Origin of the sequence: Rhodoferax sp., from assembly GCF_010365055.1 — a bacterium.
Classification (GTDB): Bacteria; Pseudomonadota; Gammaproteobacteria; order Burkholderiales; family Burkholderiaceae_C; genus Rhodoferax.
Genome location: NZ_JAAFHA010000029.1, coordinates 1 through 14461, shown reverse-complemented (window position 1 = coordinate 14461; position 14461 = coordinate 1). Strand labels below are relative to the sequence as shown.

The following is a 14461-nucleotide window of genomic DNA, read 5'->3' as shown; positions in this document are numbered from 1 at the left end:
GAACTATGCCCTTTTCGCGATGACCTGGTCAATCAGGCCATATTCTTTGCACTCATCCGCCGACATGTAATAGTCGCGCTCGGTGTCGCGCTCAATGCGCTCCAACGGCTGACCGGTACGCTCAGCCAGAATTCTGTTCAACTGCTCGCGAGTTTTCAAAATCTCGCGCGCCTGAATTTCGATTTCGGTCGCCTGACCCTGACTGCCACCCGAGGGCTGGTGAATCATGACCTTGGAGTTGGGCAGTGAGAACCGTTTGCCTTTGGCCCCGGCCGCCAGTAAGAACGCACCCATGCTGGCCGCCATGCCAGTGCATAAAGTAGATACATCGGGCTTGACAAAGTTCATGGTGTCGAAAATGGCCATGCCGGCGCTGACCGAGCCGCCCGGCGAGTTGATATAGAACGAAATATCCTTGTCCGGGTTGTCACTCTCCAGAAACAACAACTGCGCCACCACAAGGTTGGCCACATAGTCGTTGACCGGACCGACCAGAAAAATGACACGCTCCTTGAGCAAGCGTGAGTAAATGTCGTAAGACCGCTCGCCACGACCTGATTGCTCGATCACCATGGGTACCATACCCAGAGCTTGCGTTTCCATTGACCCCATCATCACGTTCGTCAGACTCATCTTGACTCCAAAAATAAACTGTACTGTAGCGAAAAATATTTGCCACAAAAGAAATGGGGCCTGCAGGCCAGACTACAAGCCCGGCCCAAGCCCCATTGCAGCCAGTCAATGGCGGCGCTTGATCAGTTTTGAGCCATCAATTCGTCAAAGGACAGGGTCTTCTCGCTGATCTTTGCCTGTGACAAGACAAAGTTGGTCACATTGTTCTCAATCACGATGGACTCAACTTCGGCCAAACGGTTGTTGTCGCTGTAGTACCAGCGCATCACCTCAGCCGGCTTTTCGTAACTGGCTGCCAATTCTTCGATATGCGCCTTGATTTGCTCCGTCGTGGCTTGCAGGTTATTGGCGCGCACCAACTCCGCCACCACCAGACCCAGACGAACCCGGCGTTCGGCTTGGGGACGGAAGATGTCATCAGGCAGGGGCGCCTTGTCCGCATCCTTGATTCCGCGTTGCTTGAGATCAGCGCGCGCACCGTCCTTCAGGCGCTCAACTTCTGCCTGGACGCTGGCGTTAGGCAGATCCAGCTCGGCCTTGCCCACCAGTGCATCCATCACCGCTTGTTTATTGCGGGCCAGCAGGCGCGCCTTGACTTCGCGTGCCAGGTTCTTCTTGATGTCGGCACGCAAACCCTCGACGGTCGCGTCGGCAATGCCCAGTGACTTGGCCAGCGCCTCGTTCACTTCTGGCAGATGCGCAGCTTCAATTTTCTTGACGGTGACCATAAAGTCAGCGGTCTTGCCGGCCACGTCCTTACCGTGATAGTCAGCCGGAAATGCCAGCTGAAAGGTCTTGCTTTCGCCCGATTTCATGCCGCGGGTGGCCTCTTCAAACTCTTTGAGCATCTGACCGTCGCCCACGATGAACTGGAAGTCTTCCGCCTTGCCGCCAGCGAACACCTCGCCGTCAATTTTGCCTTCAAAATCAACCGTCACGCGGTCGCCGTCCTGTGCGGCAGCGTCCTGCGGGCGCTGAGAAAAGGTGCGACGCTGCTTGCGCAGGATGTCAACTGTCTTGTCAATGGCGCTATCGGTGACTTCAGCGGATATTTTTTCAACCTCGGCGGTGCTCAGATCAGCGATCTTGACGTCTGGATAGACCTCGAACAGAGCGTCAAACGCCATTTCACCTTCCGGTGACGCCGCTGACTCAGAGATGCGGGGCTGGCCCGCCACCCGCAACTTGGCTTCGTTGGCGGCGTTAAAGAAGGCCTCGCCGACCTTGTCGTTCATGACTTCATAGTGCACCGAGTAACCATACCGTTGTGACACGACATTCATGGGCACCTTGCCCGGACGGAAACCGTCCATCTTGATGGTGCGTGCGAGCTTTTTCAGACGTGTTTGCACTTCAGACTCAACAACCCCGACGGGTAAGGTCAACGTCATTTTGCGTTCCAGCTTTTCCAGCGTTTCAACGTTCATGGCCATGGTAATTCTCCTAAATATCAAACAATGAGGGGGCAGACCGGTTCGCGATGCAACGCCGGACTGTCCCGCAAATCTCAAGTGGTGCGCGGGGCGGGACTCGAACCCGCACATCCTTGCGGACGTCAGGACCTAAACCTGGTGCGTCTACCAATTTCGCCACCCGCGCAAAAAAACAAAGAGGCCGGTCTGCAAGACCAGCCCCGGGAAATCGGTCAACCGGGAATTCTAACTTGCCGCGTTGGCCTCCCGCTTGACCCGGAACCAGGCTGCGTACATCGCCGGCAGCGCCAGCAAGGTCAAAACCGTGGCAACCACCAGTCCGCCCATGATCGCCACCGCCATCGGACCCCAGAACACCGAGCGCGACAGCGGAATCATGGCCAGCACGGCAGCGGCGGCGGTCAGCACAATCGGTCGCAGGCGGCGCACCGCGGACTCCACAATCGCCTCCCAGGCGGGCACACCGCGGGCGCGGTCTTGCTCAATCTGGTCGATCAGGATGACCGAATTGCGCTGAATCATGCCCATCAGCGCGATCACACCCAGCAGCGCCACGAAGCCAAAGGGGCGGTTGAGCAGCAGCAGCGCCGCCGCCACCCCCGCAATACCGAGCGGCCCGGTCAGGAACACCAGCATGGCGCGGCTGAAGCTGTGCAGCTGCAGCATCAAGAGCGTGAACGTGATGAACAACATGATGGGAATGCCGACAACGATCGAGGCCGAGCCCTTGCTGCTCTCCTCCACCGCGCCGGCGACCTCGATGCGGTAGCCTGCATGGTCAGCCTGCGCCCACTGCGCCTCCAGCGTCTTGAGTGCCGGCAGCAATTGTGCCGTGACCGTGGCGCCTTGCAGGCCCTCCACGATGTCGCCCTGCACGGTGATGGCGTAGTCGCGGTTCTCGCGCCACATCACGCCCGGCTCCCAGGCAAACACCGGTTTGGCAATCTGGGCCATGGGAATCCACTTGCCAGCCGCCGTGGGCACATAGGCGTTGGCGATATCGGAGATGGCGTTGCGCTCAGCCAGCGGTTGGCGCAGCACGATATCAATCAACTTATCGCCGTCCCGGAACTGGCCGACCGTGGCGCCGCTGAAGACGGCGCGGGACGCCTGCGCGATGGACTGGCTGCTCACGCCCAGCGCGCGCGCCTTGGTCTGGTCCACCTCCAAGCGCATCACCTTGACGGATTCGTTCCAGTTGTCGTTGACGCCGCGCGTGTTCGGGTTGGCGCGCATGACGGCACTCACCTCGTCGGCGCGCTCGCGCAGCAGCAGCGGATCCAGCCCGACCACGCGAAACTGCACCGGGTAGGGCACCGGCGGTCCGTTGGGCAACAATTTGACGCGGCCACGCACCTCTGGGAACTCAGCGGCCAGCACAGCAGGCAACTTGACCCGCAATGACTCACGCAGCGTCAGGTCGGCAGGCACGACGATGAACTGCGACACATTGGTCTGCGGGAACACCTGATCGAGCGGCAGGTAGAAGCGCGGCACGCCCGAGCCGACCCACTGCGTGACAGATGCCACGCCGGGTTCGGCCAGCAGGCGCGCTTCAACGCGCTTGGCGACGGCCTCATTGGCGGCAAATGAGCTGCCTTCAGGCGACCAGACATCAACAATGATTTCTGGCCGGCTCGAATCGGGAAAGAACTGCTGCTGCACTTGGCCCATGCCCAGCACGCCGAGCACGAACACCAGCAGCGTCACGCCCAGCGTGAGCCAGCGGTGCTGCACACAGGCATTCACAGTGCGCCGGAAGGCGTTGTAGAACGGCGTGTCGTAAGGGTCGTGCGCAGGATCAGTGACCGGCTGGCCCGCTAAAGCGCGGTTTGCGCGTACCACGTGAGGCGGTGCCTTGAGCAGCAGCGTACCGAGGTAGGGCACGAAATAGACCGACACGATCCAGCTCAGCAGCAGCGCAATCACCGTGACCGCAAAAATGGCAAAGGTGTATTCCCCCACGGTGGACTTGGCCAGACCGATTGGCAGGAAGCCGGCGGCGGTGATCAGCGTGCCGGTGAGCATCGGCATGGCGGTGATTTCATAGGCAAAGGTGGCAGCGCGCACCTTGTCGTAGCCCTGCTCCATCTTGGTCACCATCATCTCCACGGCAATGATGGCGTCGTCCACCAGCAGCCCGAGCGCAATGATCAGCGAGCCCAGTGAAATCTTGTGCAAGCCAATGCCCCAGTACTGCATCGCCAGGAAAGTCATCGCCAGCACCAGCGGAATGGTGATACCCACCACCAGGCCGGGGCGCATGTCGAGCGTCCAGCGTTTCAGCAGCGGATGGTGACCGGGCCGCTTGTGCAAACCCAGGCTCAGGAAGCTGACCGCCAGCACGATCGTCACGGCCTCGATCAGCACCATGACAAACTCGCTTACCGACTTGGCCACCGCCGTCGGCTGGTCCTGGATCTGCACCAGTTTGACGCCGACTGGCAGGGACTTTTGCAGCCGCTGTGTCGTGGCCTTGAGGGCTTTGCCCAAAGCGATGATGTCACCGCCCTTGGTCATGGCGACCCCCAGCGCAATCGCTTCCTGGCCCTGATGCCGCACCTTGATGACCGGTGGGTCGGCATAGCCGCGCGTGATGTTGGCCAGGTCACCCAGGCGCAGTTGTGCGCCCGAACTGCCGCGAATCGGCATGGCCCGCAGTTCTTCAATCGCCCTGAACTGCCCGGCCACGCGCAGTTGCACCACGTCCAGCGGCGTCTGCACGCTGCCCGCCGACTCGATGGCGTTTTGCTGGCCCAATTGCGCCAGCACCGCGTTCAAATCCAGGCCGAGCTGGGCCAGCCGTTTCTGCGAAATCTCGAGGTACAGCTTTTCGTCCTGCGCGCCAAACAGCTCGACCTTGGCCACATCGGGCACCCGCAACAGCTGCTGACGCGCATCGTCGGCAAACGTCTTGAGCTCGGCATAACTGAAGCCGTCTGCCTGCAGCGCGTAGATCACGCCATACACATCGCCAAAGTCATCGTTGAAGAATGGGCCGATGACACCCTGGGGCAGCGTGCCCCGCATGTCGCCGACCTTTTTGCGCACGGCATACCAGACATTGGCCACCTCGCTGGCCTTGCTTGAATCCTTGATCTGAAAAATGATCTGCGACTCGCCCGGCTTGGAGTAGCTGCGTATCTTGTCCGCGTAGGGCACTTCCTGCAGCGTGCGCTCAATCTTGTCAGTGACCTGCTCCGCCACCTGCTGGGCGGTGGCGCCGGGCCAGTAGCTGCGCACCACCATGGCACGAAAGGTGAACGGCGGGTCTTCGTCCTGACCCAGCTGAAAGTAAGCCGACACCCCCAGCAGCAGCAGCACCAGCATCAAAAAGCGCGTGAGCGCGGCGTGCTCCAGCGCCCAGCGCGACAGATTGAAACTCTTTTTGGATTGGTGGTGTTTCATGCGCGCCTCACTTGCCCGCGGGGGCCGGGGTGGCCGAGGCGGCTAGCGCGGGTGTTGCGATCGTTGGCGCCACACCCGGCCGGGTGGAATCAACTATCGAATTTGTAGCTGGTTGCGCAGTATCTACGGGGGCTAGAGCCTCATTTTGCTTAAATATTGTCACTTTTTGGCCCGGCGCCAACACATGCACACCGGCCACCACCACCTGCATGCCGGGCTGCAGGCCACCCGCCAGCACCACGTCGTTGCCGTCCACCGAGGCAATTTGCACCGGCTGCAGCCGCACCGTCATGCTGGGCTTGTCGAGGACCCACACCGCGGTGGCCTTGCCGTCCTGGCGCAAGGCACTGGTGGGCAACTTCATCACCGGCGCCGCATCCCGACCCGAACCTGGCAACAGCACCGTCACGGTCGAGCCCAGGGCCGAGGTGTCTTGGGCGCCCAGCGCCACCTTCACGCCAAAGGTGCGCGTCACGGGGTCGGCACTGGCCGCCACTTCGCGCACAGCGCCCTTGGTGCGGGTGGCGTTGTTCCAGGCGCGCACCTCGACCAAGGTGCCGGTCCTGATCTGCGCGACCTGGTCCTCCGGCACCGCAAACACCACATCGCGGGGACCATCCTGCGCCAAGCGAACCACCGGCGCGCCCGCCGCCACCACCTGCCCTGGCTCGCCGTCCACGGCGGTCACGACACCCGCGGCATCCGCCACCAGGGTGGTGTAGGACGTTTGGTTCCCCTGCGCGCTGGATTGCGCCTGTGCCTGCGCCAATTGCGCTGCGGCCCCCTTCAGACTGGCCTCGCGCCGTTCCAGTTCAGCCGCGCTGATGAAGTTGCGCGCGCGCAAGTCCTGGTAGCGCTTGAAATCGGCTGCGGCCAGATCGTGGCTGCTTTGCGCTGCCGCCACTTGCGCTCGCGCGGCTTGCGCCGCCAGCGCGTAGTCCTGCGGATCGAGTTGCGCCAACACCTGGCCCGCCTTGACGCGCTGGCCCGGCTCCACCTGACGCCGCACGATCTTGCCGCCGACCCTGAAACCCAGGCGCGATTCGACCCGAGCGCGCACCTCGCCCGCAAACTCGGTGCCGGCGGTCAAGGGCGCCAACCCCACGGTGACGACTTTCACGGCACGGATCGGCTCCTGCGGGGGCGCTCGCTTGGAACAGGCGGCCAACAAAAGCACCGCCGCGATGAGCGCAGCCCGGGTTTGAATTGAATGAATGAACATGGTGCAAATGGAGTGAAGGGTCGCGAAGGGTGTCGTGGTCGATTGACCAGTTAATTAATGACCAACTGGTTATTAATTTAAAAGAAATGGCGAATCTTGTCAAGGCTGTACCGAGAACAAGCCACAAAATACCATTGAGTCGCTCGCGTCGCTGGGCTATAGTGCTGGCGACTGCTGGCGACTGCTGGCGACTGCTGGCGACTGCTGGCGCAATGGCAAGGACATTGACCAGCCCGTCGAGCGGCCCGATGAGCCAGGGCCACCCAACCTCAGAGGTCTGGAGAAATCATGCAGCAAGCACCCGAAGCGTCCGACCTGCAGGGCTGGCACAAGCAATTTGCCGCCGCCGCCAACAATCGCGCCTGGGATCTGGCTGTCCTCACGCGCACCCCCGCCCAAGACCAGGAAATGCTCGACGCCGCCCATGCCTCTGCCTGGCACTGGAGCGCTGTCGGAGCGGTGCAACACCGCATGCGCGCAACGATGCTTCTGGCCGAAGTCCACGCGCTCTTGGGGCATGGCAAGTCTGCGCTGCGCCTTGCGCAGGAAATGCAAAGCTACTTTCTCAGCGAGAAGCAAACGCCTGACTGGGAACTGGCCTTCACGCACGCCATCTACGCCCATGCCGCGTACGCAGCAGGCGAACACGAATTGCACCGGCAGGCTTACGCAGACGCGGCGGCTGCCATGCAGGTCATCGCCGACGACGAGGACAGAAGCATCGTTGCAAAAACTTTCGACCGAGTACCCCAGCCGTGAAGCTGGCGACGAACGCACACGCTGAGCCCCGATGCCACGGCAGCCCCAGTCTAACCATCAGCAGCAATGAACCCCAGCAAAGTTGATCGCAGTCGCGTCAGGGTGCTGACCGACCTTCCGAATGTCGGGAAGGCCTGTGCGCAAGACTTGCGGCTTCTCGGCATTCACGAACCCAGCCAACTTGTCGGCCAGTGCCCCTTCGACATGTATGAAAAGCTTTGCAAAAGGACCGGGTCGCGTCAGGATCCCTGCGTCATCGACGTTTTTATATCGCTGACCCGGTTCATGGCGGGCGAAGAACCTCGCCCCTGGTGGGCCTACACGCAGGAACGAAAGCAAACCTTCATGCGAGAAGGCGGGACCCCATGAAAGTCAGTGACACCATCGTCCGTGCCCTGTCGGTGGATGCCAGGGACAGTTCGTTCATTGCGCTGTGCTCTCCCCTTGACATGGGCCCCCCGCCACGCCGATCGTTTCTCCACCTGAGCTGGGTCCTGGCCGGCCTGCTGTGCGCAACAAGCTGTGATTCGCCGACGCCTCGCGGGAGCTCGGGCGCCCAAACGACGGCGCTGGCAACCGGTCCGGCGGCCGAGGCGGTCCTGCTGACCCGCATCACCACGGAAATTGGCGACGCACACTGCAGCACCGACGCACAATGCCGCACGTTGCCCCTGGGTGAAAAGGCCTGTGGGGGCCCGGTGTCGTGGCTGCCATGGTCGGCTGCCATGAGCCAGGCCGTCCAACTCAATGCCTGGGCCGAGCAGCTGGCCGCCCTGCAGCGCCAACGCCATGCGCGCAGCGGTGTGATGTCAAATTGCCAGTACCTGCCCGATCCCGGTGCAATGTGTCAAGCCCAAAGATGCGTGTTGCGACCCCAAGGAGCCGTAGACTGAAACGAACATCAAGCACCAGAAAAAAGGGGCCGCGCATGCGGCCCCTTTTTGTCTCGGTAACGGGTGTCAGTGGTTGTCCACAAACACGATGGTCGAACCCAAGACCGTGCTGGCACTGTCGCGGTACTGGACATTGCCCATGTAGCGTTTTCCAGCAACCACCGACCAGGCCAGGCCAACCGAAGCTGAACCGCCGGTGTAGACAGTGCTCGGCCCGCTGGCCCTGAGCGTCTGAGCGCCAACGGCAGGCCCGACCACCCAACTCGACAGCGTGAAGCTTGCCGCGCCAGCGCCAGGGGTGGCGTAGCCGTAAACGCAGGCAGAGTAGGTATCAGCCGCAGGCACATTGAGCGTCACGACTTCATCTGAGCCACCGGCACCGCTGGAGCCCACCGGGGTGCCCGCAGACGTGTAGACATCAAGATCCAGATCAGTCGTGCTACCGCCTAAGGTGTCCGCGTTGAACAGCTGGAAGCGCGCAAACTGGGCGCCCGCAGCGACAGGCAAGGCAAAACACTGCTGCCCGCCCTGGATGACGCTTCCTGGCGTGCGAGTGGCAGGCACTAAACCAGTGGCCAGCAAGGACAACGACCCGGTGTAATTGGAGGTGATGCTGTAGACCTTGGTGCCTCGGCCGGACGCTCGCGTATCAGACACCTGAGCCGGGGCGACAAAGGCAACACCACGCACACTCAGCGGGCTGCGCACCTGGTGTATGCCGTCGTTCCACACCAAGCGGCCAAAGCTCCAGGCACCGACGACGGCGGACGCCGACGTGACCGTCACGTCAAAGCTGGCGCTCGCACCCGGTGCCAGCGTCAGGCTGGCGGGCGATACCAGCACCGTCCAACCCGGCAGGCTCGTGCTGGAGACGTAGGTATTGGTGGCATTGGTGGTGTTCGTGACCCGGCGGGTGAAGCTCAAAGTACCCGGCACGTCAGACGCGGTCAACGCGGCCTGGTTCAGGTTCCACGGCTGAATTGCCCCCACGGCGAGGCACGGACCCATTCCCGCCGGTGGTGCCAAGCCCAGCCCGCACAGGAATCGACCATAGTCCGCCGGGCTCGCGTCATAGACCAAGCCCGGATTGGCGGCACCATTCGGGTTGACATGGCCCGCGCCATAGCCCCAACGGTCAGGGTCGGTCGCGCCGCTGGCAAGCTTCACATCAGTGGTGGTGGTCATCAGCGCTGATTTGATGGCCGCGGGCGACCACGCGGGGTAGAGCTGCTTGAACAGCGCGGCCACCCCGGCAATGTGAGGGCTCGACATGGACGTCCCCTGGAGCGACGCTGAATTGGCCTGCGGGGTGAAGCCACCCGACAGCAACGCGTCATGTTGCGCCTGCGTCAGCGACGAGTCCAGGTAGCCGGCAATGATGTCCACGCCCGGACCGGTGATGTCCGGCTTCAGGATGTTGCCATTGGCCTTGTTGGGGCCGCGCGACGAGAAGCTCGCCATGACCGGCGCTACGACACCCGCCTGCTGCACCGCTGGGCCAAAGCTGGCGGTGGCCGCGGCGCCTTGGGCCAGTACATAGCTGTCGATCGCGGGGTACGACGAATTGTCCAGGTGGACCGTCGGGATGGTGTAAGGCTGCAGCACCGTGGTATTGCTCGACGCCGGCGTGCCGCCAATGGCCGGCACATTCTGGAGCAGCATGGCCACGCCGCCAGCAGCCTTGACCGTTGCGGCCTTGTTGATCAGCACATTGCCGCCGCGGTAACAGATCACCATCTTGCCACCGGCCTTGGCCGGGTCGAGTGCCGCATTGGCAGTACCGCCGTCCGCGGGCAGGTAGCAGCGCTCAAGCGCTGCCTTCTCGGACGGCGTGAGGCTGGCATAGGGCAGAACACCGGCGTCGATCGAGCGAATCAAGGGCGTGACCGGTGTGCCGGTCTGCTGGTAGGACGGCCCGCTGAAGGTGGCGCCAGAACCCAGCGCCACCGGTGCCACGGTGTAGCGGTCGTGCGTGGAAGCCGCCACGGTGGTCAGCCAGGGGCTCATGTGGGCGACCTGGTTGGCCGGACCGCTGTTGCCCGCCGAAGCCGCCACAAATACACCCGCTGCCGTGGCATTCAGGTAAGCGATTTCGACCGGATCGACGAAGTTCGTTTGCGTGCCCGAGACCGAGAAATTGATGACGTCCACGCCGTCTTTCACGGCATCGTCAATCGCTTTGAGTGTGTCGTTGGTATAGCAGCCGGTATAGGCGGCAACCGTGGCTTCCCAGCACACTTTGTAGGCGGCGACGCGGGCGCGCGGCGCCATGCCGGAGATGGCGCCGGCGCCGACCCCATCGATGCTGGCCGCGACGTTGGCGTTGCCACCGGCGGTCGATGCCGTGTGCGTGCCATGGCCACCACCGTCGCGCGGCGAGCTGTACTCCATCGGGCTCATCGTGCCCCCACCCGCATCGAAACCAGCGCGGTAGTAACGCGCACCAATCAATTTGTTGTTGCACATGGCCGAGGTGAAGCCAGCGTCAGTCTGGCAAATGCCGACCCATTTGGCAGGCGGCGAACCATAGACCTGCGTGCCCGCCTGGTTGTAGGCAACGGGTGCGCCGAAGGCATCGACTTTGTCGCCGAATGAGGCGTTCTCGGGCCAGACGCCGCTGTCAATCACGCCGACGATGACATCTTCACCCTTGACCGGATTCGCGCCGGCGTCCAGTTGCGACCACAGGCCGCCCGGTGTGCTCAGCCCCAGAAAGGCCGGCGTGCGGGTGGTGTCGAGCTTGCGCAACTCGGCCTCGGTGACGGACCTGACGCGGGCCGAACTCCTGAGTGCAGCCACTTGCGCCTCGGTCAACTGCGCCGAAAAACCATTGAAGGCAATCGAATAGCGATGCAGCACCGGCACGCTGCCCACACTGGCCAAGACCTTGCTTTGTTGCAGGTTGAGGAAGCTCAGGTAAGTGCGAACGCTGGGTGCGTTTGCATCAAGTTTGGCACCGGGCGCGGGCCGCGTCGCGGCCAGGCCCGAAATGGTGCCGGTGTAGGTGGCGGCGGGCGCGTCCGCCAGCTCGACGATGTAGGCTTTGCTGGCACCGGTCTGGGCACTGGCCGTCAAGACCAGCGCAAACAGACCGAGCCCAAGGGTGATGCGAGGAAATTGCATGGAAAACTCCTGGTTCTACTCGGTTCGGGGTGTCAGATCGTGTGGCGCCGGTTGCGCCAGCCCAGTCCCAGCAGGCCCAGCGCCATCAGGGCCAGGCTGGTGGGTTCGGGCACGGTGCTCAGCCGGATGTCGTCAATCGCAAACTGGGCGTTGTTGCGGCTGGCGGTGCCGCAAACAGCCGTATCCAGCACACACGCAAAGAATTCAAGCTGAAGCAGATCGGTGAAGTTGCTGAAGTCCGCGGGGTCGTTGTAAAGGCCAAAGGGGTGGGTCGCCCCGTCGGTCGTGTCGCCAAGCCCAAAATACATCCCGCCCTGGGTCGCATCCGCGAACCAACCGTAGGCCACGATCACGATGTTTTGCGCGACACCGGCCTGTGGCACAAAGGCCGCCGAGAAGCCGTCCAGATTGAAGCTGCGACCGTCTTCCCGCGCCAGCAGCAGACCCCCATCGTTCGAGTTGAAATAGAACTGCGTGTTGTTTCCAGTCGGGGCGACCAGAGGACTGAGCCCCAGCACCGTGTCAACGGTGCCAAAGTCAAAATCGGGCGCCATCACGAAACCCGACTGCTTGAAAGAGCCGAAATCCGGATCGCCTGGAATATACAAGCCGACGAGCGCCTCACCCTCGAAGTCAATCACGGTAGAAACCAAAGCCGCGTGCGCTTGCGGCAGCAGAGCGGCACCGACGAGCGCCGCGCCACCTAATAATTGTCGAATGAACTTGATCATTGTTGCTCCTGAATAGATACCGAGGATTGAAGGGAAGCGCTTGACCAGCCCTGGGCACGACAAGATGTGACTCGCGCAAAAATATTCAGAATCTGGTGAATTTCACAAGGCAAGATTCATGCCCCAAGGCAAGAACCAGGTACAAACCCTGACAACTGATGACTCAAAGCCGTGAAAAAGCACAATTTGTTTCACTGGTGCGCTGACCATGGGCCTGACGCTGTCAATTTTCCCGACACTCTTGAAGCCGGACGATGAGTGAGCGCAGGACCGGCTTGTGGTCTGGGTCAAAGAACTGAAAATCGAGTATTGCCGCGTTCAACGGTCAAATTGCCCATGCCACTTGCGGGCAAAATCAGCACACCATGCAGCACGCCGCACCCGCCAACCAGACCGCGCCCACGCCGATCGAGCACTACGAGAACTTTCCAGTTGCCTCTTTTTTATGTCCCGCCCATTTGCGCGCGCCCATTGCTGCGATCTACCACTTTGCCCGCACCGCCGATGACCTGGCCGATGAGGGCGACGCCGGGCCAACGCAGCGCCTGCAGGACCTACAGGACTACCGCCAGCAACTTGTCATGGCCAGTCATCCGGCCGACGCGGCCGCCCCACTGATGAACAGTAGGCGCGCCACCAACCTTGACAGCCGCGCGCGCTGGTCATCAGTGTTCGGACCGTTGCGGCAAACCATCCAGACCTGGAAACTGCCCGCGCCGCTGTTACACGACCTGCTAGACGCCTTTGTGCAAGACGTTGAGAAAACCCGCGATGGCAGCGGCTACGCCACCCAGACCGAGTTGCTGGACTATTGCCGCCGCTCTGCCAACCCGATTGGCCGTCTGCTGCTGCATCTCTACGGCGTGACCGGTGCGCAGGCGCTGGCGATGAGCGACGACATCTGCACAGCCTTGCAGCTGATCAACTTCTGGCAAGACCCGAGCCGCGACCTGCCGCGCGGGCGCAACTACTTTCCAGCAGACGACTGCGCGCGTTTTGGCGTTGCGCTGGCCGATCTGCACGCCTGCCATCAAAGCCCTGCAATATCAAATTTGATATCTGCTTACGCAGCAGCAGCGAGAGCCAGAATGCTAAAAGGCTCTGTACTGGTGCATCTGATTCCGGGCCGGGCCGGTTGGGAGTTGCGCCTGGTGGTGCAAGGCGGCCTTCGCATTCTGGACAAGATCGAGGCGCTGCACTTTGCCACCCTGACCCAGCGCGCACACCTGCGCTGGTGGGATGCGCCCGTGCTGCTGTGGCGCGCCCTGTGGATGTGACAATAGCGCCATGACGCCACAAGACTACGTCCAGCAAAAAGCCGCCGCTTCGGGCAGCAGCTTCTATTACGCCTTTCTTTTCTTACCCCCACAAAAACGCGCCGCCATCACCGCGTTTTATGCCTTTTGCCGCGAGATCGACGATGTGGTGGACGAGATGGTCGACCCCAGCGTCGCCAGCAGCAAGCTGGCCTGGTGGCAGGCCGAGGTCGGCCAGGCCTTTGCCGGGCAGCCGAGCCACCCGGCCCTCCAGGCGTTGATGCCGCTGGCCGCCGAGTTCAAGATCGAACAGCGCCACCTGCAGTCGGTGATCGACGGCTGCCAGATGGACCTGACGCAAACCCGCTACCTCGACTACCCCGGCCTGCAGCGTTATTGCCACTTGGTGGCGGGCGTGGTGGGCGAAGTCGCAGCCCAGATCTTTGGTCAGACCCAGCCGCAGACCACGCTGTACGCGCACAAGCTGGGTCAGGCGCTGCAGCTCACCAATATCATCCGCGACGTCGGCGAAGACGCCGGGCGCGGGCGCATCTACCTGCCGGTCAACGAATTGCAGCGCTTTGACGTCAAGGCGCATGAAATCCTCAAACGCAGCTACTCCGACCGCTTCACCGCACTGATGCAGTTCCAGGCCCAACGCGCCCAAGGTCTGTACGACGAGGCGCTGGCGCTGCTACCCGCGGCCGACCGCCGCACGCAAAAGCCAGGCCTGATGATGGCCAGCATCTACCGCGCGTTGCTGAGTGAAATCGAGCGTGACAAGTTTCAGGTGCTGCACCAGCGCATCAGCCTGACGCCGCTGCGCAAACTGTGGCTGGCATGGAAGGTGCAGGCGCTGGGGCGGATGTGAGGACGCCCGAAACTGTCTGGAGCCTCGTTTCGTCATGGCGCCACAGTAGATCCTCTGCCCGTCGTCGCAGTTGTGGGATTGACGAGGTTGGCATTCTTAACTTCTTTCCCCCCACTCACACCCCCCCTCCCC

At 62.2% G+C, this 14461-nt stretch carries 11 protein-coding genes and 1 tRNA gene; 5 read left to right on the top strand and 7 right to left on the bottom strand.

Annotated elements, in window-relative coordinates; genetic code table 11:
* Positions 1-3: 3 nt before the first annotated feature.
* The 5 genes from clpP to GZ093_RS08795 form a co-directional block, all read right to left on the bottom strand.
* Complete coding sequence (clpP, locus tag GZ093_RS08815; protein ID WP_296485029.1) at positions 4-612, bottom strand: ATP-dependent Clp endopeptidase proteolytic subunit ClpP; 609 nt, start codon at positions 610-612, stop codon at positions 4-6.
* 143 nt (positions 613-755) lie between these two features.
* Entirely contained in the window at positions 756-2066 is a 1311-nt protein-coding gene (tig, locus tag GZ093_RS08810; protein WP_296484981.1) for a trigger factor, read from the bottom strand.
* Positions 2067-2145: 79 nt separating this feature from the next.
* Positions 2146-2232: transfer RNA gene (locus tag GZ093_RS08805), tRNA-Leu, on the bottom strand.
* Between the two features lie 59 nt (positions 2233-2291).
* Positions 2292-5474, bottom strand: a complete 3183-nt coding sequence (locus tag GZ093_RS08800) for an efflux RND transporter permease subunit (RefSeq protein ID WP_296484978.1) — start codon at positions 5472-5474, stop codon at positions 2292-2294.
* 7 nt (positions 5475-5481) lie between these two features.
* A complete protein-coding gene (locus tag GZ093_RS08795; RefSeq protein ID WP_296484976.1) occupies positions 5482-6696 on the bottom strand; it encodes an efflux RND transporter periplasmic adaptor subunit in 1215 nt (404 codons plus the stop codon).
* Between the two features lie 288 nt (positions 6697-6984).
* Here GZ093_RS08795 and GZ093_RS08790 point away from each other — a divergent pair, with 288 nt between their 5' ends.
* From GZ093_RS08790 to GZ093_RS08780, 3 genes are all read left to right on the top strand, one after another.
* Positions 6985-7455 carry a hypothetical protein gene (locus GZ093_RS08790; RefSeq protein ID WP_296484975.1) on the top strand — a complete coding sequence of 157 codons (471 nt, stop codon included), beginning with the start codon at positions 6985-6987 and terminating at the stop codon, positions 7453-7455.
* Between the two features lie 66 nt (positions 7456-7521).
* Positions 7522-7824, top strand: coding sequence for a helix-hairpin-helix domain-containing protein (locus tag GZ093_RS08785; RefSeq protein ID WP_296484972.1), 303 nt, complete (start codon positions 7522-7524; stop codon positions 7822-7824).
* Positions 7821-8348, top strand: a complete 528-nt coding sequence (locus tag GZ093_RS08780) for a hypothetical protein (protein ID WP_296484969.1) — start codon at positions 7821-7823, stop codon at positions 8346-8348. The genes GZ093_RS08785 and GZ093_RS08780 overlap by 4 nt, the downstream gene beginning before the upstream one ends.
* A gap of 66 nt (positions 8349-8414) precedes the next feature.
* Here the strand turns inward: GZ093_RS08780 and GZ093_RS08775 are convergent, their stop codons facing one another.
* On the bottom strand, positions 8415-11471 hold the full coding sequence (locus tag GZ093_RS08775) for a S8 family serine peptidase (RefSeq protein WP_296484966.1): 3057 nt from the start codon (positions 11469-11471) through the stop codon (positions 8415-8417).
* Positions 11472-11503: 32 nt separating this feature from the next.
* On the bottom strand, positions 11504-12202 hold the full coding sequence (locus GZ093_RS08770) for an NF038120 family PEP-CTERM protein (protein WP_296484963.1): 699 nt from the start codon (positions 12200-12202) through the stop codon (positions 11504-11506).
* Positions 12203-12567: 365 nt separating this feature from the next.
* On the opposite strand from GZ093_RS08770, the gene hpnC reads away from it, so the two are divergent.
* Both hpnC and hpnD read left to right on the top strand, forming a co-directional pair.
* Positions 12568-13479, top strand: a complete 912-nt coding sequence (gene hpnC, locus GZ093_RS08765; protein ID WP_296484960.1) for a squalene synthase HpnC — start codon at positions 12568-12570, stop codon at positions 13477-13479.
* A gap of 10 nt (positions 13480-13489) precedes the next feature.
* Positions 13490-14329, top strand: a complete 840-nt coding sequence (gene hpnD, locus GZ093_RS08760) for a presqualene diphosphate synthase HpnD (protein ID WP_296484958.1) — start codon at positions 13490-13492, stop codon at positions 14327-14329.
* Positions 14330-14461 lie beyond the last annotated feature (132 nt).